The 24,253-nt window shown below is 59.5% G+C and carries 25 protein-coding genes; 14 read left to right on the top strand and 11 right to left on the bottom strand.

The genetic code is table 11. The features are described 5' to 3' along the window. Window positions 1–3: 3 nt before the first annotated feature. The 3 genes from CFter6_RS04900 to mpl are packed head-to-tail and all read right to left on the bottom strand — an operon-like array spanning window position 4 to window position 2,716. Complete coding sequence (locus tag CFter6_RS04900) at window positions 4–693, bottom strand: chorismate--pyruvate lyase family protein (protein ID WP_082814597.1); 690 nt, start codon at window positions 691–693, stop codon at window positions 4–6. Next, the gene (locus CFter6_RS04895) at window positions 693–1,307 is read right to left on the bottom strand and encodes a YqiA/YcfP family alpha/beta fold hydrolase (protein ID WP_061538971.1); all 615 of its coding nucleotides are present in this window, start codon (window positions 1,305–1,307) and stop codon (window positions 693–695) included. Before CFter6_RS04895 ends, CFter6_RS04900 begins: the two co-directional genes overlap by 1 nt. Continuing rightward, window positions 1,304–2,716, bottom strand: a complete 1,413-nt coding sequence (mpl, locus tag CFter6_RS04890; RefSeq protein WP_061538970.1) for a UDP-N-acetylmuramate:L-alanyl-gamma-D-glutamyl-meso-diaminopimelate ligase — start codon at window positions 2,714–2,716, stop codon at window positions 1,304–1,306. Before mpl ends, CFter6_RS04895 begins: the two co-directional genes overlap by 4 nt. Window positions 2,717–2,890: 174 nt before the next feature. Between mpl and CFter6_RS04885 the strand changes: the two genes are divergently transcribed. The 11 genes from CFter6_RS04885 (at window position 2,891) to CFter6_RS04840 (ending at window position 11,289) form a co-directional block, all read left to right on the top strand. Continuing rightward, entirely contained in the window at window positions 2,891–3,535 is a 645-nt protein-coding gene (locus CFter6_RS04885; protein ID WP_061538969.1) for a hypothetical protein, read from the top strand. After that, complete coding sequence (locus CFter6_RS04880) at window positions 3,535–4,056, top strand: TlpA family protein disulfide reductase (protein WP_061538968.1); 522 nt, start codon at window positions 3,535–3,537, stop codon at window positions 4,054–4,056. Before CFter6_RS04885 ends, CFter6_RS04880 begins: the two co-directional genes overlap by 1 nt. Before the next feature lie 129 nt (window positions 4,057–4,185). Beyond that, on the top strand, window positions 4,186–4,623 hold the full coding sequence (aroQ, locus tag CFter6_RS04875) for a type II 3-dehydroquinate dehydratase (protein WP_014004768.1): 438 nt from the start codon (window positions 4,186–4,188) through the stop codon (window positions 4,621–4,623). A 105-nt stretch (window positions 4,624–4,728) separates the two neighbouring features. Continuing rightward, window positions 4,729–5,193 carry an acetyl-CoA carboxylase biotin carboxyl carrier protein gene (gene accB, locus CFter6_RS04870; RefSeq protein ID WP_041741235.1) on the top strand — a complete coding sequence of 155 codons (465 nt, stop codon included), beginning with the start codon at window positions 4,729–4,731 and terminating at the stop codon, window positions 5,191–5,193. 174 nt (window positions 5,194–5,367) lie between these two features. Next, complete coding sequence (accC, locus tag CFter6_RS04865) at window positions 5,368–6,750, top strand: acetyl-CoA carboxylase biotin carboxylase subunit (RefSeq protein WP_014004766.1); 1,383 nt, start codon at window positions 5,368–5,370, stop codon at window positions 6,748–6,750. Between the two features lie 42 nt (window positions 6,751–6,792). Beyond that, the gene (gene prmA, locus CFter6_RS04860; RefSeq protein ID WP_061538967.1) at window positions 6,793–7,704 is read left to right on the top strand and encodes a 50S ribosomal protein L11 methyltransferase; all 912 of its coding nucleotides are present in this window, start codon (window positions 6,793–6,795) and stop codon (window positions 7,702–7,704) included. Between the two features lie 7 nt (window positions 7,705–7,711). Then, a complete protein-coding gene (locus CFter6_RS26710; RefSeq protein WP_061538966.1) occupies window positions 7,712–9,016 on the top strand; it encodes a DUF3426 domain-containing protein in 1,305 nt (434 codons plus the stop codon). Further along, complete coding sequence (locus CFter6_RS26330; RefSeq protein ID WP_150118631.1) at window positions 9,013–9,135, top strand: DUF3426 domain-containing protein; 123 nt, start codon at window positions 9,013–9,015, stop codon at window positions 9,133–9,135. The genes CFter6_RS26710 and CFter6_RS26330 overlap by 4 nt, the downstream gene beginning before the upstream one ends. A gap of 109 nt (window positions 9,136–9,244) precedes the next feature. Then, entirely contained in the window at window positions 9,245–10,177 is a 933-nt protein-coding gene (locus tag CFter6_RS04850; RefSeq protein WP_061538965.1) for a carbohydrate kinase family protein, read from the top strand. A gap of 207 nt (window positions 10,178–10,384) precedes the next feature. Further along, a complete protein-coding gene (locus CFter6_RS04845; protein ID WP_082814596.1) occupies window positions 10,385–10,657 on the top strand; it encodes a hypothetical protein in 273 nt (90 codons plus the stop codon). 92 nt (window positions 10,658–10,749) lie between these two features. Next, on the top strand, window positions 10,750–11,289 hold the full coding sequence (locus tag CFter6_RS04840; RefSeq protein WP_061538963.1) for a peroxiredoxin: 540 nt from the start codon (window positions 10,750–10,752) through the stop codon (window positions 11,287–11,289). Window positions 11,290–11,363: 74 nt separating this feature from the next. Here CFter6_RS04840 and CFter6_RS04835 read toward each other — a convergent pair whose 3' ends face one another. Beyond that, entirely contained in the window at window positions 11,364–12,566 is a 1,203-nt protein-coding gene (locus CFter6_RS04835; protein ID WP_417924802.1) for an MFS transporter, read from the bottom strand. A 209-nt stretch (window positions 12,567–12,775) separates the two neighbouring features. On the opposite strand from CFter6_RS04835, the gene CFter6_RS04830 reads away from it, so the two are divergent. Continuing rightward, window positions 12,776–13,582: an AraC family transcriptional regulator gene (locus CFter6_RS04830; protein ID WP_061538961.1), complete on the top strand. Its 807-nt coding sequence runs from the start codon at window positions 12,776–12,778 to the stop codon at window positions 13,580–13,582. A 120-nt stretch (window positions 13,583–13,702) separates the two neighbouring features. Here CFter6_RS04830 and CFter6_RS04825 read toward each other — a convergent pair whose 3' ends face one another. Together CFter6_RS04825 and CFter6_RS25940 are read right to left on the bottom strand one after the other, a co-directional pair. Beyond that, window positions 13,703–14,311 carry a glutathione S-transferase C-terminal domain-containing protein gene (locus CFter6_RS04825; RefSeq protein ID WP_061538960.1) on the bottom strand — a complete coding sequence of 203 codons (609 nt, stop codon included), beginning with the start codon at window positions 14,309–14,311 and terminating at the stop codon, window positions 13,703–13,705. A gap of 131 nt (window positions 14,312–14,442) precedes the next feature. Further along, window positions 14,443–14,589, bottom strand: a complete 147-nt coding sequence (locus CFter6_RS25940) for a hypothetical protein (RefSeq protein ID WP_167351356.1) — start codon at window positions 14,587–14,589, stop codon at window positions 14,443–14,445. Here CFter6_RS25940 and purB point away from each other — a divergent pair. Further along, entirely contained in the window at window positions 14,588–15,955 is a 1,368-nt protein-coding gene (gene purB / locus CFter6_RS04820; RefSeq protein WP_061538959.1) for an adenylosuccinate lyase, read from the top strand. The genes CFter6_RS25940 and purB overlap by 2 nt on opposite strands. A 66-nt stretch (window positions 15,956–16,021) precedes the next feature. On the opposite strand, the gene secF is transcribed toward purB, so the two are convergent. The 5 genes from secF to queA form a co-directional block, all read right to left on the bottom strand. After that, on the bottom strand, window positions 16,022–16,966 hold the full coding sequence (gene secF / locus CFter6_RS04815; protein ID WP_061538958.1) for a protein translocase subunit SecF: 945 nt from the start codon (window positions 16,964–16,966) through the stop codon (window positions 16,022–16,024). A 96-nt stretch (window positions 16,967–17,062) separates the two neighbouring features. Beyond that, on the bottom strand, window positions 17,063–18,928 hold the full coding sequence (secD, locus tag CFter6_RS04810) for a protein translocase subunit SecD (RefSeq protein ID WP_061538957.1): 1,866 nt from the start codon (window positions 18,926–18,928) through the stop codon (window positions 17,063–17,065). Window positions 18,929–19,147: 219 nt separating this feature from the next. Continuing rightward, on the bottom strand, window positions 19,148–19,501 hold the full coding sequence (yajC, locus tag CFter6_RS04805; protein ID WP_014004754.1) for a preprotein translocase subunit YajC: 354 nt from the start codon (window positions 19,499–19,501) through the stop codon (window positions 19,148–19,150). 212 nt (window positions 19,502–19,713) lie between these two features. Beyond that, complete coding sequence (tgt, locus tag CFter6_RS04800) at window positions 19,714–20,841, bottom strand: tRNA guanosine(34) transglycosylase Tgt (RefSeq protein ID WP_061538956.1); 1,128 nt, start codon at window positions 20,839–20,841, stop codon at window positions 19,714–19,716. A gap of 26 nt (window positions 20,842–20,867) precedes the next feature. Further along, window positions 20,868–21,887 carry a tRNA preQ1(34) S-adenosylmethionine ribosyltransferase-isomerase QueA gene (gene queA / locus CFter6_RS04795; RefSeq protein WP_061538955.1) on the bottom strand — a complete coding sequence of 340 codons (1,020 nt, stop codon included), beginning with the start codon at window positions 21,885–21,887 and terminating at the stop codon, window positions 20,868–20,870. A gap of 192 nt (window positions 21,888–22,079) precedes the next feature. Between queA and recG the strand changes: the two genes are divergently transcribed. Continuing rightward, window positions 22,080–24,200: an ATP-dependent DNA helicase RecG gene (gene recG, locus CFter6_RS04790; protein WP_061538954.1), complete on the top strand. Its 2,121-nt coding sequence runs from the start codon at window positions 22,080–22,082 to the stop codon at window positions 24,198–24,200. Window positions 24,201–24,253 lie beyond the last annotated feature (53 nt).

Raw genomic sequence — 24,253 nt, 5'->3', positions numbered from 1 at the left:
GCTTTACTTGTGAATTTCTGTGTGGATTTCTGACGATACCGCTGCCGGCTGTGCCGCAGCGTCAAATGAATGTTGTTGATAGGCCGGAACAACCTGCCTGACAGGCTGGGAGGCCATCGCCTTCGGATCCGGCCGCGTCCTCTGCAGTTGTTCGATCTCGGGGAAAAATACTTCTGTCACCAGCATCACGCCGGTTTTGCGGCGGAAGGTCGAGCGCCTGGCCCAGAGCGGATAGGCAAAACCGTCGGCGCCGGTCGCGGCGCACATGCGCTGCACCAGCGGATGATCGTGATAAAGGCGGGCAAACTGCAGCTGTCCGCGCGCCACCAGCGGGTCGCCGAACAGCGTGGTGCCTAGCGAGCGCTCACCCAGTGTACTGAAGAACGGCCATTCGGTGGTGGTGGCATCCAGCGCTACTACCGTGTGCCCCAGCACCATCGGACGGTCGTCACAGCGCAGCAAGACATCCCGCTCCTGCACCTGCAGGCGGCGCGGCAGTTCTATCCTTTGCCACTCGTCCGCCAGGCATGACGCTCGCTGCTGGCGCAGGCGCTGGACCCGGAACTGCTGGCAGTGCGCCATCAGCTTGTAGGTCAGCGAAACGCGGTCGGTCAGCCAGCCGCGCAGATTATCGGAGGGATGGACGCCATTGGCATGGTCATGCCATTTGGCACAGGTACGGGAGCGCGGCATCAGGTGCCCGCTGCCGAAACAATAGCAGATGCGGCTCCATGAGCAACGGCAATTCCGCAAAAGACCAGCACCGCATCGGCATATTCGGCGAATTCGCTGATGCCGTGGTCGCTGCCTTGGATCACCTGTTGCCTGGCTTGCGGGTAATGGCCGACCATTTCTTGCCAGTCCAGCACTTCGTCGCCGGTGGCGGCGATCAGGAAATAACGCTGCGGCCTGGTGATCCGGTCGACCTGCAACGCCTGCAGCTCGGCGACGTACTCGCGCTTGAATTCAAACGGCTGGTCGGAATGGTATTGGGTGCTGACGCCGACATACTTTTCCAGGTCGCGCGGCGGCTTGACCGCCGGATTCAGCAGCACTGCGCGGCAGCCGAGCTGCTCGGCCAGCCAGGTGGCGTAATAACCGCCGAGCGAGGAGCCGACCAGGGTCAGTGCGGCCGGATCGCAATCTTTGATGCAATCTTGCGCCATGGCGATCGCGGCTGCCGGCGAGGCGGGCAATTGCGGACACTGGTATTCGGCTGCCCTTCCCAGCTGCTGCATGCGCTCAGCCAGCAAGCGCGCCTTGAACGACTGCGGCGACGAGCGGAAGCCGTGCAGGTACAGGATCATTGCGCACCAGGCAGGGGTAACGATGGCGGCAAAGACAGTGCGGCAAGAATTTTTTGATGGACGCCGCCGAAACCGCCGTTGCTCATCACCAGCACCTGGTCGCCCGGCCTGGCGGCCTTGGCTATCGCCGCCACCAGCTGGTCGAGCTCGTGGTAAGTACTCGCTTTGCCTCCCAGCGGCTGCAGCGCCGCGGCCAGGTCCCAGTCCAGCGCATCCTTGCCGGTTCCCTTGGCGCCATAACCGAACACCAGGTCGGCCTCGCCCAAGCTGCCCGGCAACGCTTCTTTCATGGCGCCCAGCTTCATCGTATTCGAGCGCGGTTCCAGCACCGCCAGGATGCGCGCCGCGCCGACTTTCTTGCGCAAGCCGGCGATCGTGGTGGCGATGGCGGTCGGATGGTGGGCAAAATCGTCGTACACCGCAATCTCGCGTACCGTGCCACGCAATTCCATGCGGCGCTTCACATTTTCGAAACGGGACAAGGCGTCGATGGCCTGGGCCGGCGGCACACCGACATGGCGGGCGGCGGCAATCGCAGCCAGGGCATTCATGCGGTTATGTTCGCCGCTCAGCTCCCATTGCACCGTGCCCTGAGGCCGGCCATTGAAGCCGACCTCAAAATGACCGTTGTCCTGGGTATGCAACGACCAGTCCTGCTGGTCGCTGCCGAAAAATTCCTTTTCGCTCCAGCAGCCGCGCTCCAGCACACGCTGCAACGCCGGCTCGCGGGCATTGACGACCAGCCGGCCTACGCCCGGGATGGTGCGCACCAGGTGATGGAACTGGGTTTCGATCGCCGCCAGGTCGGGGAAAATGTCGGCGTGGTCATATTCCAGGTTGTTCAGGATCGCGGTCTTGGCGTGGTAATGGACGAATTTGCTGCGTTTGTCGAAAAAAGCCGTATCGTATTCATCGGCTTCGATGACAAAGAATGACGATGGCGCCGCGCCCTCTTTACCCGACAAACGCGCCGAAATGCCGAAATTCATCGGCACGCCGCCGATCAGGAAACCCGGATCGTAGCCGGCGTCTTCCAGGATCCAGGCCAGCATGGCGGAGGTGGTGGTCTTGCCATGGGTGCCGGCCACCGCCAGCACCCACTTGTCGCGCAGGATGTGCTCGCCTATCCACTGCGGCCCGGAGACATAAGGCAAGCCGCGGTTCAGGATTTCTTCCATCAAGGGGTTGCCGCGCACCACAACATTGCCGATCACGTACAAGTCCGGCTGCAAGGCGGTCTGTTCGACGCCAAAACCCTGGATCAGGCTGATTCCCTGCGCTTCCAGCTGGGTGCTCATCGGCGGGTACACATTGGCGTCGCAGCCGGTGACTTTATGCCCGGCCTGTTTGGCCAGCACCGCCAAACCGCCCATAAAGGTGCCGCAGATGCCAAGGATATGAATATGCATTCTTGAATTTCACTATGCTGAAAAGAGGATTACCGTGATTTTACCTGAGCGGCTGCTGCACCCGGTAGCCGCGCCTGGAAAAAGTGAAATGCAGGAAACCGGCGGCAGTTTTCGGATTCGGCTTAATCCCGCATCTGGGGGACGCCAGGACGCCGGCAGGGAAATCGATTTATCATGCCGCTCATGGCATCCAATCTATCACCTGAACTAGAACAGCTGCGCGCGGAAATTGCCGCGGCGGCGGCCCGCATGATTGCCGAAGACGGCGCCGACTATGGCACCGCCAAGCGCAAGGCGGTGGAACTGTGCGTCGGCGGCAAACGTGGCGGGGGCGGCAAAACGCGTGGCGACTTCCTGCCCGATAACGCCCAGATCGAAGAAGAAGTGCGTATATATAACGAATTGTTCTTTGCCGGCACACAACCGGCACGGCTTTTGCATTTACGCAAGATTGCTGCGGAAATCATGGCCGAACTGGTGCAGTTCCATCCCTATCTCACCGGCGCAGTCCTTAACGGCACTGCCGGCGAGCACTCGGACATCTATTTGCACTTGTTTGTCGACAGCCCCAAAGATGTAGAAATTTTCCTTTTTAACAAGAATGTGCAATTCGAAGTATCCAGCAGCCCGCCGCTTAAAACCGGTGGTAATAATGACCCGGTAGAAACCCTGAGTTTCATGTATAAGAAAGAGGGCCTGCACCTGACCCTATATGAAACCGACGATTTGCGCGGTAGTATCAGGGCCGCGTCCGGTGGGCGTATATTAAGGGCCGACCTGAATACCGTACTCGCCTTGATCGATAAAGAAGAAGATTGATGAAAAGAAACATATTGATATTTGTGCCGATCGCCATCCTATTTTGCGCGATCGGCGTTTATTTCGGCATGCAACGCCATACCCCGGCTGCGCCGGAAAGCGTGGCGGTAGCGGCCCTGCTGGCCCAGGAAATGCCTGACGCCAGCGGCAAGGCCAGCGCCTTGTCGCAGTGGAAAGGCAAACCCCTGGTCGTCAATTTCTGGGCAACCTGGTGTGCGCCCTGCGTGGAAGAGATGCCGGAACTGAATGCCCTACAAACCGAGATAGCTGCCAAAAACATCCAGGTTGTGGGCATCGGCATCGATTCTGCCGACAACATCGCAAAATTTGCCGACAAATACAAAATCTCCTACCCCTTGTATGTGGCCGGTACCGGCGCCACCGCACTATTGCGGCAGTTCGGCAACCAGAGCGGCGGCCTGCCGTTCACCGTCTTGATCGGCCACGATGGCGCAGTGAAAAAAATGTACCTGGGCAGCATCAAATTCGACGAATTGCGAAAAGACTTGGCATTGCTATAAGATGAAAACTTACTGCAAAAACATTTAACAATGCCAGGCTGAAATTTCACAGAAACAAATTTCCCCTTGCCAGTCAACGTCATTTGACGGCAAAATGCGGCCATCGTCGTCAAACGGAGCACCATCTCCATGGCAAAAAATATACTTCTACTCAACGGACCCAACCTGAATTTGCTGGGTACAAGAGAGCCAGAAGTCTACGGTTCGACCTCGCTGAGCGATATCGAACAAGCAGCTCGGGTCCAGGCAACTGCTGCTGGGGCTCGGCTTGAGCACTTCCAAAGCAATCACGAAGGCGCCCTGATAGACCGCATCCATGCGGCCAAGGCAGAAGGCGTCGACGCCATTGTGATCAACCCGGGCGGGCTCACGCACACCAGCGTCGCCCTGCGCGACGCATTGAGCGGAGTGGCAATCCGTTTTGTCGAGGTCCACATCTCGAATATCCACCAGCGAGAAGCGTTTCGACATCATTCCTATTTATCGGATGTCGCTGTTGGAGTCATTTGCGGTTTAGGCGTGGATGGCTATCATGCAGCAATTGATTTTGCCATTAAGAAACTCTAGTTGATAATCTTGCAGCAATGCGGCGTTCGCAGATCCTTTGCAGCGCCGGATTGCGTGTCATAAAAACGAAAATAGCTTTTCATTATTTATTCTGAAGGATTGCATATGGATTTGAGAAAACTCAAAACGCTGATCGACCTCGTCGCTGAATCAGACATCGAAGAGCTGGAAGTGACGGAAGGCGAAAGCAAGGTCCGTATCGTCAAGTCGTCTGCATCCCAGCAAAACCAGGTTGTCATGATGCAACCGCAACAACAGCATCCGGCCCAGTACCAGGTAGCCGCACCGGCGCCAGTGGCTGCCGCGGCGCCGGTAGAAGTGGCCGCTGTACCGGAAGGCCATATCGTCAAATCGCCTATGGTCGGTACCTTCTACCGCTCGTCGGCGCCCGGCTCGCCGGCATTTGTCGAAATCGGCTCGGAAATCAAGGAAGGCGGCACGCTGTGCATCATCGAAGCGATGAAGCTGCTCAATGAAATCGAAGCCGACGCTTCCGGCGTAGTGAAGAAGATACTGGTGGAAAACGGCCAGCCGGTCGAATTCGGCCAGCCGCTGTTCATCATTGGTTGATAGATTTGTACCGAGCGATCTGTACCGAGAGAACTACCGAGTAGCCTGCACGGCGGCATCCGCTCATCCGGGTCCCGCCGTTCTGGTTGCCAGTGCGGGCCTTTGTGCCAAGGCCGCATTGTCAACCCAATGCTTGATAACGCTTAACTCTTAGCGACGCATATACCAATTACTATGTTTGAAAAAATCCTTATCGCCAACCGCGGCGAAATCGCCTTGCGCATCCAACGCGCCTGCCGTGAAATGGGCATCAAGACCGTCATGGTCCATTCCGAGGCAGACCGTGACGCCAAGTATGTGAAACTGGCGGACGAATCGGTCTGTATCGGGCCGGCGCCATCCAGCCTGAGCTACCTCAACATGCCGGCCATCATCAGCGCAGCTGAAGTGACCGACGCCGAGGCCATCCACCCAGGCTACGGCTTCCTGTCCGAGAACGCCGATTTCGCCGAGCGGGTTGAGCAGTCGGGTTTCGTGTTCATCGGCCCGCGGCCGGCGAACATCCGCCTGATGGGCGATAAAGTATCGGCCAAACAAGCCATGATCCGCGCCGGCGTGCCCTGCGTTCCCGGCTCGGAAGGCGCGTTGCCGGATGATCCGAAGGAAATCGTCAAGATTGCCCGCAAGATCGGCTATCCGGTCATCATCAAGGCGGCCGGCGGCGGCGGCGGACGCGGCATGCGCGTGGTGCACACCGAAGCGGCGCTGGCCAATGCGGTGACCATGACCAAGACCGAAGCCGGCGCCGCGTTCGGCAATCCGGAAGTGTATATGGAGAAGTACCTGGAAAATCCGCGCCACGTGGAAATCCAGATCCTGGCCGACCAGTTCAAGAACGCAGTCTGGCTGGGCGAACGCGATTGCTCCATGCAGCGCCGCCACCAGAAAGTGATCGAAGAAGCGCCGGCGCCAGGCATCCCGCGCAAGGTCATCGAAAAAATCGGCGACCGCTGCGCCGAAGCTTGCCGCAAGATGGATTACCGCGGCGCCGGCACTTTCGAATTCCTGTATGAAAACGGCGAGTTCTATTTCATCGAAATGAACACTCGGGTCCAGGTTGAGCATCCGATCACCGAAATGATCACCGGCATCGACATCGTGCAGGAACAGATCCGCATCGCCGCCGGCGAAAAGCTGCGCTTCCGCCAGCGCGATATCCAGCTCTCCGGCCACGCCATCGAATGCCGCATCAACGCCGAAGACCCGTTCAAGTTCACGCCGTCGCCAGGCAAGATCCTGTCGTGGCATGCGCCTGGCGGTCCTGGCATCCGGGTCGATTCCCATGCCTATGCGGGTTATTTCGTGCCGCCGCATTATGATTCGATGGTGGGCAAGGTAATTTCCTATGGTTCCACCCGTGAGCAGGCGATCAAGCGGATGCAGATCGCCCTGTCCGAGATGGTGGTGGAAGGGATTCAAACCAACATCCAGCTGCACCGTGAACTGATGATTGACGCCCGTTTCATCGAAGGCGGCACCAACATCCACTACCTGGAACACAAACTGGCCGAGCGGCCGGTGGTGGCGAAGGAAACGGATAAAGCAGCAAAGAAATAAGGATTCCCCTTAGGGAGTTTCCATTACACAGTAAGGCATCTGATGAGCTGGACCGAAATTGTTATTGAAGTTGCCCTGAACGACGCCGAAACGCTGTCTGATGCGTTGATGGATGCCGGCGCCTTATCGGTTTCGGTGGAAGATGCCGACCTGGGAACCGCCGCCGAGCAGCCTTTGTTCGGCGAACCCGGCATGGAACCCAAGGAAGCCGCCTGGCAGCGCAGCCGGGTAGTGGTGCTGGCCGAAGTCGACGCCGATCATGCAGCGATCGTCAGCAACGCCGCCAAGGCTTGCGGCGTCGCGGTCCCGCCCTACTCGCTGCGGCCGGTGGCGGCGCAAGACTGGGTGCGGCTGACGCAATCGCAGTTTGAACCCATCCATATCGGCAAGAATATCTGGGTGGTGCCTAGCTGGCACGATGCGCCCGACGCCAACGGCCTGATCCTGGAACTCGATCCGGGCCTGGCTTTCGGCACCGGCAGCCATCCGACCACCCGCCTTTGCATGGAATGGCTGGAAATCCATGTACCGCTGCAAAAGCCGAAATCGCTGCTCGATTACGGCTGCGGCTCGGGCATCCTGGCCATGGTGGCCATGAAACTCGGCAGCGACAGCACCGTCGTCGGCGTCGATATCGACCCGCATGCGATCGATGCAGCACGCTACAACAGCGAACGCAATCACTGCGACGTCGCCTATTACCTGCCGGAAGATTTCAGCGCCAAGAGCACGGTGCAAGTATTCGATATCGTGGTCGCCAACATCCTGTCCGGTCCGCTCAAGCTGATGGCGCCCATGCTGTGCAGCCGCATCGCTGCCGGCGGCAGCCTGACCCTGTCCGGCGTGCTGGCGGAACAGGCGCAAGACGTCATCGCCGCCTACGCGCAGTGGCTGCCCCTGAGTGTCTGGGCAGAGCAGGATGGCTGGGTAGCGCTGTCCGGAACCTTGAAGTAAGCAGGCCATGGCGCTCGCGACCCAATGTCCGCATTGCCAGACCACCTTCCGGGTCGCCAACGACCAGCTGAAGCTGCGCGGCGGCCTGGTTCGCTGCGGCAGCTGCCGCGAAGTCTTCAATGGCATCGAGCACCTGGTGCGGCCCGACGTGGCGGTCCCGGTATCGGTCCCGGTATCGGTCCCGATATCGAGACCGGTGCCGGCGCCTGCAACGGCGCCAGAGCAAGATGCTGTAACTATCCAGACCCACGGGTTTGGCGCTGACGAAGCACCCCAGGCGGAACCGCAGCATAGCGCTCCGCCGCCCCCGGTTTACGTCGCGCCCGAACCAACGCCGATACCGAGACCAACACCAGAACCCGAGCCGGCAGTCGCCGTCGCCACAGATCACCCGTTGCCTGTCATCGCACCTTCAGCCGCGCCTGAAACCACCGGCCGATCAATGGCATCGGGTCGGGTGGAAGCGGCGATTGACGGCCTCGAAGAGGATTTGCGGATCGCCGAAGAAACCAGCCAGTCGGCGCCGGCCGATGTGCATCACACGCCGTTCGGCCTGATCAAACCCTCCGCCTCTACCGATCCGGACGAAGCGGCAAGCAATCCGCCGACGCCGAATGTCTGGCATCGTCATGTCGACGAAGACGAAGACAAGCAGATGGCGCGCATGACCTTGATGCATGTCGCCGGCCAGGAAGATTACGTGCAGGCTGCAAAAGCCGAATCCGGCACCGCTGCTGACGACGATGAACTGGATCGCATCATCGATGAATTGCAGCGCAAGCCGTGGCGGGCGGAAAAGACCCCTGCCGTGGCAAATCCCTCGAACGCAGCGGACGGCGGCGACGGCAGCAGCAAAAAGAAGAACCGCGACAAAACCGCTGCCGAACCGGAGCCGGCTGCTGCCGACGAGCCCGATTTTGTGCTGAGCGCAAGGCGCAGGCAACGGATCGGCGGCACGCTGCGCTGGGCCATGTGGGGCGCAGGTGCGCTACTGCTGGTCGGGTTGGCCGGACAATCGACTTATTTCTTTCGCGACCAGCTGGCGGCGCGCGTGCCGCAGCTCAAGCCGGTGCTGGTCGGCGCTTGCGCGAAAATCGGCTGCAGCGTCGGCCTGCCCATGAAAATCGACAGCATTTCCATCGAAGCCAACGAGCTGCAGGCGGTCGATCCGGCCCGCAACCTGTTTTCGCTGAACCTGCTGCTGCGCAACCGCAGCGACACGGTGCAAGCCTGGCCCAATATCGAACTGACCTTAAACGACGGCAACGAGAAGGCGATAGCGCGCCGGGTGTTTACCCCCACGATTATTTGAGCGCATCGGCCAATCCGGCCCAGGGTTTCGCCAGCGACCAGGAACAGCCTGTGAAGCTGGGTTTTGAGCTATTGCAGCTGAAGGCGTCCGGTTACCGGGTGTACCTGTATTATCCTTAGGGCCTGCAGTGAGCGGCGCAAAGTTTGCCGGTTGCGCTTAAACTCTATCCCGTAATTATTTTATTTGCGCAGACCATCCGCGCCAACCAGCGAGTTTTCCTCTTTTATTATGACCTCTCTCATTTGCGGTTCACTGGCTTTCGACGTCATCATGCAATATCCGGGACGCTTCTCGGATGCGCTGCTGGCCGACCAGCTGCACAAGATCAGTGTCTCCTTCCTGGTGCCGACCTTGCGCCGCGACTTCGGCGGCTGCGCCGGCAATATCGCCTACAACCTGAAACTGCTGGGCGGCGATCCGCAAATCATGGCGACCATCGGCCACGACGGCGGCGACTACCTGGCGCGGCTCGACCAGCAAGGCATTTCGCGCAAGACGGTGCGCACCATCGAATCGATCTATACCGCGCAATGCTTCGTCACCACCGACGCCGACAATAACCAGATCAACGCCTTCCATCCCGGCGCCATGACCCACTCGCATGAGAACAAGGTAGCCGACGCCGGCCCGGTCAAGCTGGCGATTGTCGCCCCCGACGGCCGCGACGGCATGTTGCAGCACGCTGCCGACTGCGCGGCGCAGGGCATCCCGTTGATCTTCGATCCGGGCCAGGGCATGCCGATGTTCAACGGCGACGAGCTGAAGCAGTTCATCGAACTCGCGACTTATATCGCCATGAACGACTATGAAGCTGAAATGCTCGCTTCGCGCACCGGTTTATCGCTAGCGCAGATTGCCGAACGGGTGTCGGCGCTGGTAGTGACTCGCGGCGAACTCGGCGCGGAGATTTTCACCGGCGGCGGCAAGATCGACATCCCTTGCGTCAAGGCCGACCAGGTGCTGGATCCTACCGGTTGCGGCGACGCCTTCCGCGCCGGCATGCTGTACGGCTTGAGCAACGGCATGGACTGGGCCACCACCGGCCGCCTCTCCAGTTTGTTGGGCAGCATCAAGATCGCTCACCTGGGACCGCAGAACCACGCGCCCAGCCGTGCCGAAATCGATGAACACTTCCATAGTGAATTTGGTTACCGATTGTAAAAGTAGCACATCAAATCCTGTGCTCCGATCCGGTACTGGACGGAGTATAGGAAGAAAAATCCCCGATCTCTCCCGCATCTCCCTGCATCACTCAGGCATACTCCCCGTAACCGTCAATTCCGGCGTGATACACATCGCCCTGTCCAAGCTGAACTTATCTGCTAGGCTTATATCCAATTTCCATCAGTACCAGAGACGGAGGGTCTCATGAAAAAGCGACTGTTAATTGGAGCAACACTGCTGGGTGCAACCATGCTGCTTGGCGGCTGCGTTGCCTATCCTTACGGCGGTGACGGATATTACGGCGGCGGCTACGGCAGTTATTACGGCGGCGGTTATTACGCTCCGGCGCCGGTATATGTGGCGCCAAGCGTGGACATCGGCTTTGGCTATTCGCGTGGCTGGGGCGGCGGCGGTTGGGGTGGACGAGGCTGGGGCGGCAGAGGCGGATGGGGCGGCGGCTGGCACGGCGGCCATTAAAAATGGCTGATCGCAGCGTTGACTAAACAAGTGATTGGACAACGCCGCGATCTCGACGCATGATGCTGCTTATTATTCATCCAGGAGTCTTCATGAAACGACTGATTGCCGCTTTAATGGTTTGCAGCGCTGTTGCAGCACCGGCTTTTGCCGCTCTCAAGGCTGGCGAGCCGGCGCCGCCGTTTACCACCCAGGCTTCCCTCGGCGGCAAGGTGTTCAGCTATTCGCTGGCCGATGAGCTGAAAAAAGGCCCGGTAGTGCTCTACTTTTATCCCGCAGCCTTTACCAAAGGCTGCACCATCGAAGCCCATCTGTTTGCCGATGCGGTCGACAAGTACAAAGCGCTCGGCGCGTCGGTGATCGGCGTATCCGCCGACAACATCGATACTCTCAACAAATTCTCGGTCAGCGAATGCCGCAGCAAATTCGCGGTTGCCTCCGACCAGGACCAGAAAATCATGAAGTCCTATGATTCGGTGCTGCTGGCGAAGACCAACTACGCCGACCGCGTATCGTACGTGATCGCTCCCAACGGCAGCATCATCTATGAATACAGCAGCATGGATCCGGACAAGCATGTCAGCAACACGCTGCAAGCGCTGGAACAGTGGGTGGCCAAGCAAAAGAAATGATGCTGCAGCAGGTAGAAAATGAGCAGAAAAAAAGCGCGCTGTCGCCAGCGCGCTTTTTTCACGACTGATGCCGGTCAACCGGCAGCTTTGCGCCGGTGTCCCTCTAGATTGGGCAGGAACGCCGCCAGCAGGCCAATCAGCGGCAGAAACGAACAGACCTGGTAGACGAAGCTGATGCTGGTCATGTCGGCCAGCTTGCCCAGCGCAGCGGCGCCGATGCCGCCCATGCCGAAAGCGAAACCGAAGAACAAACCCGATACGGTGCCGACCTTGCCAGGCACCAGCTCTTGGGCGAACACCAGGATCGCCGAGAAGGCGGAAGCCAGGACCACGCCGATCACCACTGTCAGCACGCCGGTCCAGAACAGGTTGGCGTACGGCAGCATCAGGGTAAACGGCGCCACGCCGAGGATCGACACCCAGATCACCACCTTGCGCCCAACCTTGTCGCCGATCGGACCGCCCAGCACGGTGCCGGCAGCCACTGCAAACAGGAACACGAACAAATGCAGCTGCGCAGACTGCACCGACAGCTGGAATTTGTCGATCAGGTAAAACGTGAAGTAGCTGCTCAGGCTGGCCATGTAAAAATATTTCGAGAAAACCAGCATCAGCAAGATGCCTACCGAGAACAGCACTTTGTTGCGCGGCAGCGTTACATGATGCTGTTTTGCCTTGGCCGGCTGGTTCTTGGCTTCCTGGCGCTTGCGCTTGTACCAGTTACCGATCTGCCACAGCACTACGATCGCCAGCAGCGCCGCCGCCGAGAACCAGGCGATGCTGGTCTGTCCGTGCGGGATCACGATCCATGCGGCCAGCAACGGGCCCATGGAACTGCCGGCGTTGCCGCCCACCTGGAAAATCGACTGCGCCAGGCCATGACGGCCGCCGGAAGCCATGCGCGCCACGCGCGACGACTCCGGATGGAAAATCGACGAGCCGGTGCCGACCAGGGCCGCGGCGAACAGCAAGATGCCGTAGCTGGGCGCGACCGACAGGATGAGCAAGCCCACCAGCGTGAAACCCATGCCCAGCGCCAGCGAATACGGCTTCGGATGTTTATCGGTGTAGAGCCCCACCAGCGGCTGCAGGATCGAGGCAGTGATCTGGTAAGTCAGGGTAATCAGGCCGATCTGCGCGAAGCTCAGATTGAAATTGCCTTTCAGCAGCGGATAGATGGACAGGATCAGCGACTGGATCATGTCATTCAGGAAGTGGGCGAAACTGATGGCGCCCAATACGCGGAAACCGGTTTTCTCGGCGTCCTGCGACCCCATGGCGGGGGAAATCTGCTTGGCTGCGGTTGGCATGGTGGTGAGATGAATAGTGGAGATAATGTGCAAGGCGCAAAGGACGCGGCCGGTTTCGCCGTCGAAAAGATGATCATCATTCGCAAGATGTCAGTGTAAGCAAAAAACCCGAGACTGTTTTAAGATAGAAAGACATAATTTGTCGTATTTCTGCCATTCTTGCCCGTTCTTGCCATATGCCAGCCCAAATACTTACCCATACCACCATCGGCTTGCTTGATGTCGTGCCGGACACACTGCATCCGGTGCGCTTGCGCGCGCGCGACCTGGACGCCGCCAAGCTGCTGAGCGCACATTCCCATCCCTGGGGCCAAGTCACCTACGCCGCGGAAGGCGTGCTGCGCGTGAGCGTCGGCAACAGCACCTGGATCGTGCCGCCGCTCAGGGCGATCTGGATTCCGCCATTGGCGGAACATGAAATCGCCACCATGGAAAAATCGCAGCTGCGCGCCTTGTACATCCATACCGATGCGACGCCGTTCGACGGCCAGGAATGCATCGTGCTGGAAGTATCGACCTTGCTGCGCGAGCTGATCGCCGCACTGTCGCAAACCGACGACGGCAGCCGCAGGGAAACCTTGCTCAGCCAATTGATACTGAGCGAACTGGCGGCGGCGCAAACCCAGGGCATACGCATCTCCCTGCCGACCGAAAAGCGCCTGCACGCCATCTGCCAGGCCTTGATGGAAACGCCCGATTCCAGCATGACGCTGGCCGCCTGGGCAGACCAGGTCGGCGCCTCGGAAAGAACTCTGGCGCGCCTGTTCGAACGCGACCTGGGCATGACCTTCGGCCAGTGGCGGCAACAGATCAGGCTGGCGCATGCGGCGCCGATGATCGCGCGCGGCATGCCGCTGTCGCTGGTGGCGACCGAACTGGGCTACGCCAGCCAGTCGGCTTTTTCGGCCATGTTCAGGAAAACTTTCGGGCAGTCGCCATCGACTTTCTTCGCGCCGAAGAAAAGCAGCCAGGCAGGCAATTAGCGCGCGGCCGGGCCTCGGGTCATGCAGGAGTGAGAAGAGGTTTACGCGGAAGAAAGATGCCTCCGAATGCCGCTGTTCCATGGTCCATCTTGCGGAACAGCCGGCTTCGGCGATGTGGGCTTATTGCGGAGCGGTGTCCTTGAACGACTGGCGCTCAGACAATTTCTCATACAGTTTGGCCAGCGTCGGATAATCTTCGCGCCAGTTAATCTCGGGGAAACGGAAACTGAGCCAGCCCAGGGCGCAGCCGACTGCGACGTCAGCCAGCGAATAGTGGGTGCCGGAGCAGAACGGCTTTTCTGCCAGTCCCGCCGCCATCGCTTTCAGGCCGCCGTCGATCTTGCGCTGCTGGCGGGCGATCCAAGCCTGGCTGCGTTCGCCTTCGGCACGCTGCGTGCCCTCCAGGCGGATCAGCACGCCGGCCTCGAGCACGCCGTCGGCCAGCGCTTCCCAGCATTTCACTTCGGAGCGCTCGCGGCTGTTGATCGGGATTAGTTTACCAACCGGCGTCAGGGTGTCGAGATATTCGACGATTACGTGCGAATCGAACATGGCGCCGCCGTCTTCCATCACCAGGCAAGGCACTTTTCCCAAGGGATTCGAAGTGTGAATCTTGGTGTCGGCGGCCCAGACATCTTCCAGCACAAAGTCGTAGTCCAGTTTCTTTTCCGCCATCACTACGCGTACCTTGCGGACGAAAGGACTACCTAGGGAACCGATCAGCTTCATATGTCACTTATGGTAAAAAATGTTGGCTGATTATAGCATTCGCCCCCTGCCACTTTGTCCATCCCCGCCCGGGTCCGAACGCAAAGCGGCATATTTACCACGTTGCAAATGGTAAAATTCGGTTTGGCTGGTTATTGCCTTGCGTTGTTGCCAGACGTTGTTGCCAAAATTTGTTGCCAGAATTTCATAGCGCGCTTAAGCACGCTGCGTACTTGCAAAATAGAAACAACAGGCTTGCCGCCCCTATCTTCATTCACCTCTATAGTCACCATTATCATGTCTCTTTCCACGCTTTCCGCCCTGTCCCCGCTGGATGGCCGCTACGCCGCCAAAACCGACAAGCTGCGTCCTATCCTGTCCGAAGCCGGTTTCATGCACCACCGGGTCAAGGTTGAAATCGCCTGGCTGCAAGCCCTGTCGGATGCGGGCTTCGCCGAGATCAAACCCTTTTCCGCCAGCGCCACCGCGCTGCTCGACAAGCTGGCCAGCGACTTCAGCGAAGCCGATGCAGAACGCATCAAGGCCATCGAAGCCGTCACCAACCATGATGTCAAGGCGGTCGAGTACTGGCTCAAGGAACAAGTCAAGGATGTGCCGGAACTGGTCGCGGCGTCTGAATTCATCCACTTCGCCTGCACCTCGGAAGACATCAACAACACCTCGCACGGCATGATGCTGAAAGCGGCGCGCGATACCGTGCTGCTGCCGGCCCTGCAACAGGTGATCGCCAAGCTGACCGAACTGGCGCATGTCAACGCCGATCTGCCGATGATGTCGCGCACCCATGGCCAGCCGGCCAGCCCGACCACGCTCGGCAAGGAAATGGCCAATGTCGTGGCGCGCCTGCAACGCGCGGTGAAACGCATCGCCGCCGTGGAAATCCTGGGCAAGATGAATGGCGCGGTCGGCAACTACAATGCCCACCTGTCGGCCTATCCCGATTTCGACTGGGAAAATTTCTCGAAAAACGTGATCGAGCAACGGCTGGGCCTGGTGTTCAATCCCTACACCATCCAGATCGAACCGCACGACTACATGGCGGAACTGTTCGATGCCATCAGCCGCAGCAATACCATCCTGCTCGACCTCAACCGCGATATCTGGGGCTACATCTCGCTCGGCTTTTTCAAGCAACGCACCAAGGCCGGTGAAATCGGTTCCTCGACCATGCCGCACAAGGTCAACCCTATCGATTTCGAGAATTCCGAAGGCAACCTGGGCATGGCCAACGCCGTGCTCAAGCACATGTCGGAAAAACTGCCGCTGTCGCGCTGGCAGCGCGACCTGACCGACTCCACCGTGCTGCGCAATATCGGCGTCGGCCTCGGTTATGCGATCCTGGCTTACGACAGCTGCCTGCGCGGCCTGAACAAGCTGGAAGTCAATCCCGGCCGCCTGGCGGAAGACCTGGATGCTACCTGGGAAGTGCTGGCCGAGCCGGTGCAAACCGTGATGCGCCGCTACGGCATCGAGAATCCGTACGAACAGCTGAAAGAGCTGACGCGCGGCAAAGGCATCTCCAAGGATGCATTGCGCGAGTTCATCCTCAAGCTGGAAATCCCGCAGGAAGCCAAAGACCACCTGCTGGCCATGACGCCGTCCAACTACATCGGACATGCAGCATCGCTGGCCAAGAAAATCTGAAGCGCCGCTTTCCGCCAGACCAAAAAAAACCAGCCCGCAGGCTGGTTTTTTTATAACCGCAACGCTTTACACCACGGCGCCGTCAGTCTCGTCTTTTTCCTTGATCGGCTTGATCATGTCTTCACGCTTGACGCCCAGCCACATTGCCACGGCCGCCGCCACAAACACCGAAGAGTAAATACCGAACAGGATACCGATGGTCAGCGCCAGTGCAAAGTAGTGCAGCGCCGGACCGCCAAACACGAACATCGACAACACCATGATTTCCGTACTGCCGTGGGTGATGATGGTACGGGAAATCGTGCTGGTGATCGCGTGGTTCATGACATCGGCCACTGCCAGCTTGCCGAAGCGGCGATCGCGGAAAGTTTCACGCACGCGGTCGAACACCACCACCGATTCATTCACCGAATAACCCAGCACCGCCAGGATCGCCGCCAGTACGGTCAGCGAGAATTCCCACTGGAAGAAGGCGAAGAAGCCGAGGATGATCACCACGTCATGCAAGTTGGCGATAATCGCCGCCACCGCGTATTTCCATTCGAAACGGATGGCCAGGTAGATGACGATGCCGATCACCACGAACAGCAGCGCCATCAAGCCGTCGTGCGCCAGTTCGTCGCCCACCTGCGGCCCGACAAACTCGGTGCGCTTGAGCTGCACATCGGGGTCTTGCTGCTGCAAGGCTTTCAGTACGGTTGCACTTTGGGCGTTGGAATTTTCACCTTTTTTTGCCGGCAGGCGAATCATCACGTCCTGGGCGGTGCCGAAATTGGTGACCTGGTTATCGCTATAACCGATGCCTTCGACCGTCTTGCGTATGCCTTCGATATTGGCCGGTTTGCTGTAGGCGACTTCGATTACCGTACCGCCGGTAAACTCGATCGACAGATGCAGGCCTTTCGAGAACAGGAAGAATACGGCCAATACAAACGTCAGCGCCGAGATTGCATTGAATATCAATGCATGGCGCATGAACGGAATATCTTTCTTGATACGGAAAAGTTCCATCACATTCCTTTTGGTTCACACCACTGGTTCTTGCCTGTGCGGCCGCACCATGGCGGCCGCAACGTTATTCAATATGCGCTTGCGCTTGGTTGCGGCTCAAGCGTCCGGTTTCCAGATCTGGCCGATCGACAGGCTGGTCAGTTTCTTCTTGCGGCCGTACCAGAGGTTGGCGAAACCGCGCGAAACGAACACTGCCGAGAAGATCGAAGTCAGGATGCCCAGGCAATGCACCACCGCAAAACCGCGGATGGCGCCGGAACCGAAAATCAGCAATGCCAGGCCGGCGATCAGCGTCGTCACGTTGGAATCCAGGATCGTGGCCCAGGCGCGGTCGAAACCGATGGAAATCGCTGCCTGCGGCGAATTGCCGTTGCGCAGTTCTTCGCGGATGCGTTCGTTCACCAGCACGTTGGCGTCGATCGCAATACCGAGGGTCAGCGCAATCGCGGCGATACCCGGCAAGGTCAGCGTCGCCTGCAAAGTCGACAATACCGCGATCAGCAGCAGCAGGTTGACTGACAGCGCCAGTACGCTGAACAAGCCGAACAGCATGTAGTAGATGATCATGAACACGGCGATGACGGCGAAACCGTACATGGTCGAGTCAAAACCCTTCTTGATATTCTCGGCGCCCAGCTGCGGGCCGATGGTGCGTTCTTCGATGATGGTCATCGGCGCCGCCAGCGAGCCGGCGCGCAGCAGCAGCGCCAGGTCGGCAGCCGCTTCAGGCGAACCCATGCCGGTGATCTGGAAGCGCGAACCCAGTTCGCTCTGGATCGTCGCCACGGTCAGGACTTCGCCCTTGCCTTTTTCAAACAGCACGATCGCCATCGCCTTGCCGACCTTGCCGCGGGTAGCGTCGCGCATCTTGCGGCCGCCGTCGCCGTTGAGGTCGATGCTGACCGCGGGTTGCTGGTTCTGGTCGAAACTGACGGCAGCGCTAGAGATATAGTCGCCGGTCAGCACAGGATCCTTGTACAGCACTACCGGCGCGTTCTTGCCGACCTTGAACAGTTCGGAACCGAAAGGCACCGCGGCGGTGGCTTCCGTGCCGCGGGTTACCGATTCATCCACCATCCGCACTTCCAGCGTCGCGGTACGGCCGATGATGTCCTTGGCGCGCGAGACGTCTTGCACGCCCGGCATCTGCACCACGATGCGGTCGGCGCCCTGGCGCTGGATGATCGGTTCGCTGACGCCCAGTTCATTGACCCGCTTCGACAAGGTCGTGATGTTTTGCGTGACGCCGTTGTCGACGATCTGCTTGAGCGCTTCAGGCTTCAGCGATGCGGTCAGCATGGGATCGGCGCCGGCCACTGGCGGCACTACCTGGATCGACATCTCGGACAGTTGCGGCGCCAATATGTTGCGCGCCTTGTTCAGCGTATCCTGATCGCGGAAACTGATTTCTATGGTATCGCCATTGCGGTTGATGCCGCTGTAACGGATATCCTTGTCGCGCAGTTCGGTGCGGGCGCTGGCTTGCAAACCCTGCAGGCGCTTGTTGATCACCGCCTTGGTGTCGACCTGCATCAGGAAGTGCACGCCGCCGCGCAAATCGAGCCCCAGGTACATCGGGAATGCGTGGATGGCTTGCAGCCAATGCGGCGTATTCGGCACCAGGTTGAAAGCCACCACATAGACCGGATCGGTCGGGTCGGTATTCAGGGTCTGTTCCAGCAAAGCCTTGGCCTTGAACTGGGTGTCGGTATCGTGAAAACGGGCGCGCACCGTACCTTGGGCGCCGGCGTTCTCAAAAGTGACGCTGTCGGTCAGCAAATTTCCTTGCTGCAGCACTTGCGACACCCGGTCGGCCAGCGAGCTGTCGATCTTCAAGGTCGATTTGCCGCTGCTCACCTGTACCGCAGGCGATTCGCCAAACAGATTCGGTATGGTGTACAGCACGCCGAACAGCAGCGCGATGACGATCAGGATATATTTCCAGAGAGGATAGCGATTCATATTGATTCAGCGTTCTGTGTGAGTCTCAGAGGGAGTCTCTTGCTTGCATGGTTTGCAGCCGATGCCCTGCGTGCAATGTCTTGTAGTACTGCGCTGGTGTTGCTGCGCTTGCAGTACTGCACTTCCAGCATTGCACCGCCAGGCTCTTTTTATTCCGGACTTTACATTTGAAGAGAGCACCCGTCCGGATGCTCTCGTTCCATCAGTCAGGCGCCTGAATTACAGTGCCGTCTTGATTGTGCCCTTCGGCAGCAATGTGGTGACCGAACCCTTTTGCACCACGACTTCAGTGCCGCTGGCGATTTCCAGGGTGATGTAGCCGTCGGTAACCTTGGTGATCTTGCCCAGCATGCCGCCGGCTGTCACTACTTCATCGCCCTTGGCCAGCGCTTCCATCATGGATTTCTGTTCTTTCTGACGCTTCATTTGCGGACGGATCATCAGGAAGTACAACACCACGAACATCAGGATGATAGGCAAAAAGCTGGTCAGGTTGCCGCTCAGGCCAAATGGGCCGGCAGCGGCAGTAGCCGCAGGTGCAGTTTGCGCGTAAGCGCTGGAAATAATTGACACGAGTTGCTCCAGGTAATAGTTTGAAAATAGCCCAGCATTCTAGCATTGGGTAACGGCATACAACCGTCCAGCCGCGCCCCGGCGCTATTTATTGCCGGGAAAATCGGCCAATCCGCCGCCTTTATAGTGTGAGCCGGCAGATCAGGCCAGTGGGCATAGACCGGTTTATCGGCAAATAGTTGCAAAATGCATACTTTTTGCCAGGGTAAATCCTAGACGCCGCGCGCCCGGTCCAGGTGGAATTGGGTCACGAATACGCCGAATTGCCCGACATCCAGCGCTGCCCGGATATTTTTCATCAGGTCCAGGTAGTAATGCAGATTGTGTATCGTATTCAGGCGCGCGCCAAGGATTTCGCCGGTGCGATGCAAATGATGCAAGTAAGCACGCGAGAAGTTACGGCAAGCGTAGCAGCCGCAGGTCTCGTCCAATGGCTTTTCGTCATCCTTGTAGCGGGCGTTCTTGATCTTCAGGTCGCCGAAGCGGGTAAACAGCCAGCCGTTGCGGGCGTTGCGGGTCGGCATCACGCAATCGAACATGTCGACGCCGTTTTCAACGCCGGCCACCAGGTCCTCAGGCGTACCGACCCCCATCAGGTAATGCGGCTTGTCGGCCGGCAGGCGCGGGCCGATGTGCTCCAGCACACGCATCATTTCTTCCTTGGGCTCGCCCACCGACAGGCCGCCGATGGCGATGCCGTGGAAGCCGACATCTTCAAGGCCGGCGAGCGACTCGTCGCGCAGGTTCTCGAACATGCCGCCCTGGACGATGCCGAACAGCGCATTCGGATTTTCCAGCTGGTCGAATTCGTTCTTGGAACGCTTGGCCCAGCGCAGCGACATGCGCATCGACTGCGCCGCTTCCTCGCTGGTGGCGGGACGGCCATCGATTTCATACGGCGTGCATTCGTCGAACTGCATCACGATGTCGGAATTCAGCGATTTCTGGATCTGCATCGACACCTCGGGCGAGAGGAACAGTTTATCGCCGTTGATCGGCGAAGAAAATTTCACGCCCTCCTCGGTAATCTTGCGCATCGCGCCCAGCGAAAACACCTGGAAACCGCCGGAATCGGTCAGGATCGGCTTGTCCCAGGCCATGAACTTGTGCAGGCCGCTGAACTTGTCGATGACGTCGGTGCCGGGCCGCAGCCACAGGTGGAAGGTATTGCCGAGGATGATCTGGGCTTCGATCTCCACCAGCTCCAGCGGCGACATTGCCTTCACCGAACCATAGGTGCCGACCGGCATGAAGATCGGCGTTTCGACAACGCCGTGGTTGAGTTTGAGGCGGCCGCGGCGGGCCTTTCCTTCGGTTTTCAGCAGCGTGAATTCAAGCATGGGTTTCAATCAATTAATAATCAGGATCAGGCGTTATAGGTAAGCAGCATCGCATCGCCGTAGCTGAAGAAGCGATAACGCTGCGCGATGGCATGGGCGTAGGCGGCGCGGATGCAGTCGTAGCCGGCAAAAGCCGAGACCAGCATCAGCAAGGTCGATTTCGGCAAATGGAAGTTGGTGATCAGGCGCTCCACGGTCTTGAAAACATAGCCGGGAGTGATGAACAAGGCGGTATCGGCGCTGCCCGCCTGCAAAACGCCGGACTGCGAAGCCGATTCCAGCGCCCGCAAGCTGGTGGTGCCGACCGCGATCACCTTGCCGCCCGCAGCCTTGGTGGCGCGCACCGCCTCCACCGTGGCTTCGGTGATGGTGTACCACTCGCTGTGCATCTTGTGTTCCGCCAGGTTCTCGCTGCGCACCGGCTGGAAGGTGCCGGCGCCCACATGCAGCGTGACATAGGCAAAACCGATACCCTTCTGCTGCAGGCGCTCCAGCAGAGCCTGGTCGAAATGCAGGCCGGCGGTCGGCGCCGCCACTGCGCCGGCGTGTTTGGCGTAGACGGTTTGATAACGGGTTTCGTCGAAGGCGTCGGCATCGTGCTCGATATACGGCGGCAATGGCAAACGGCCATGGGCATCGATCAGCTCGAATACATCGGCCGGGAACACCAGCGTATAAAACTCGCCGACGCGCTCGCTCACCACCACATCAAATGCTTCAGCCAGGCAGATCCGGCTGCCTGCAGGCGGCGATTTCGAGGCGCGCACCTGGGCGTGCACGGTGCGGTTGTCGACCACGCGCTCGACCAGCACCTCGACCTTGCCGCCGGTTTCCTTGACGCCGAAGAAGCGCGCCTTGAGCACCCGGGTGTCGTTGAACACCAGCAGGTCGCCGGCGTTGAGCTGGTCGACGATGTCGGTAAACTGGCGGTCAATCAGGCGATTGCCGTCCACATGCAGCAGGCGCGAGGCGCTGCGCTCGGACAGCGGGGTTTGCGCGATCAGCTCGGGAGGCAGCTCGAAATCGTAATCGGAGAGAGAATGCATGCACAGAATAAGTAAGGAAATAAATAAGGAAATCAGGCTCAATTTGCCAATACGGCCATAGGCTTTACAATGGCAAACGCTGAAATCCGTACACAACAGGGATGCAGCAACGCTATGCTTTTTTATGAGCAAACCCGCTATTTTACGCCCTGTGGCCTCAAAGCTACCCAAAAGTCTCCATTAACGCCTGATATGCCTGCTCCGAAGCGAAAACCTGCTGCTGCCGCCCCTTCTGCCCCGGTTGCGAACACCCGCGCCAGCAAGCTGGAAAAGCTCGGTTTGCGCACTGACATCGACCTGGTCTTGCACCTGCCGCTGCGCTATGAAGACGAGACCGAGGTCGTCGCCATCCAGCAAGCAGGCATGATGGGCGCCAGCGTAGCGCAAGTCGAAGGTCTCGTCACCGCTTGCGATATCCAGTACCGGCCGCGACGGCAACTGGTAGTCACCATCGCCGACGACAGCGGCCAGCTGGTAATGCGTTTCCTGAATTTCTACGGTAGCCAGACCAAGCAGCTGGCGGTCGGCACCCGGGTACGTGCACGTGGCGAAATCCGCCACGGCTTTTTCGGCGCCGAGGTGGTCCATCCTAATTATAAGGTGGTGCTGGAAGGCGCTCCGTTGCCGGACGTGCTGACGCCGGTTTATCCGGCCGGTGAAGGCTTGTCGCAGACTTTCCTGCGCAAGGCGATCGCCGACGCCATGCGGGACATCGAGTGGCGCGACACCCTGTCGCCGGCGCAACTGGCGGTCCAGCAACTGATGCCCTTCGAAAATGCGGTGCGCCTGCTGCACAACCCGCCGCCGGAAGTCGACGAACATGCGCTGGAAGACCGTTCCCATCCGGCCTGGGTGCGCATGAAGTTCGATGAGCTGCTGGCCCAGCAGCTGTCATTGAAACGCGCCCAGGTCGCACGGCGCGCCAAGAATGCGCGGGCGCTGCCGGTCGTCGGCAAATTGTCGGCAGCCTTCCTCGGCACGCTGCCGTTCACCCTGACCAAGGCCCAGCAGCGGGTGGTGGCGGAAATCAGCGCCGACCTGCGCGCCTCGTTTCCCATGCAGCGACTGCTGCAGGGCGATGTCGGCAGCGGCAAGACTGTGGTCGCCGCCCTCGCCGCGGCGCAAGCCATCGACAGCGGTTACCAGGCGGTGCTGATGGCGCCGACCGAGATCCTGGCCGACCAGCATTTCCGCAAGATCGCAGCCTGGATGGAGCCGCTGGGCGTGCGTGTCGCCTGGCTCACCGGCAGCCTGAAAAAGAAAGAAAAGCTGGCGGCCCAGGCCATGATCGAATCGGGCGAGGCGCAACTGGTGATCGGCACCCACGCCCTGATCCAGGACAGCGTGCAGTTTGCCAAACTGGGCCTGGTGATTGTCGACGAACAGCATCGTTTCGGCGTCGGCCAGCGGCTGGCGCTGCGCAACAAGACAGTATCCGAGAACGGCGGCAATGACTCTGTCCAAAACACGACGGCCGTGGTGCCGCATCAACTGATGATGAGTGCCACGCCGATTCCACGCACCCTGGCGATGACTTACTACGCCGACCTGGAAATCTCGGTGATCGATGAACTGCCACCCGGCCGTACCCCTATCGTCACCCGCGCCGTCGACCAGTCGCGGCGCGATGAAGTGATCGCGCGGGTCCATGCAGCGGTGCAGGACGGCCGCCAGGCTTACTGGGTCTGCCCGCTGATCGAGGAGTCGGAAGCCCTGCAGTTGCAAACCGCAACCGAAACCTACGCCATGCTGGTGGAGGCGCTGCCCGACCTGCGGATCGGCCTGGTCCACGGCCGCCTCAAGCAAGCCGAGAAGCAGGAAGTGATGGACGCCTTCAGCGCCGGCGCCTGCCATGTGCTGGTCGCCACCACCGTGATCGAAGTCGGGGTCGATGTGCCCAACGCTTCACTGATGGTGATCGAACATGCGGAACGCTTCGGGCTGTCGCAGCTGCATCAGCTGCGCGGCCGGGTTGGACGCGGTTCTGCCGCCAGCGTATGCTTGTTGTTATACCAAAGCCCGCTTGGCTATATCGCCAAGCAGCGCCTGATGACCATGCGCGAAACCACCGACGGCTTCGAAATCGCCCGGCGCGACCTGGAAATCCGCGGCCCCGGCGAATTCCTCGGGGCGCGCCAGTCCGGCCAGGCCATGCTGCGTTTTGCCGACCTGGCCACCGACCAGTGGCTGGTCGATCGCGCCCGCGACCTGGCGCACACGCTGCTGCAGGATCCGACCCCGGCCAACCAGGCCACCGTCAGCACCCATCTGGCGCGCTGGCTGGGCGGCCGCGAAGATTTCCTGAAGGTTTGAGCTGCATGGCCAGGAATGTTGGCTATTTTGCAAAAATGACACTGAAACATGGA

Source organism: Collimonas fungivorans (assembly GCF_001584145.1).
In the GTDB taxonomy this organism is placed as follows: Bacteria; Pseudomonadota; Gammaproteobacteria; order Burkholderiales; family Burkholderiaceae_D; genus Collimonas; species Collimonas fungivorans.
Note: the sequence above shows the minus strand (reverse complement) of the source record. Positions and strands in the feature narration are given on the sequence as shown.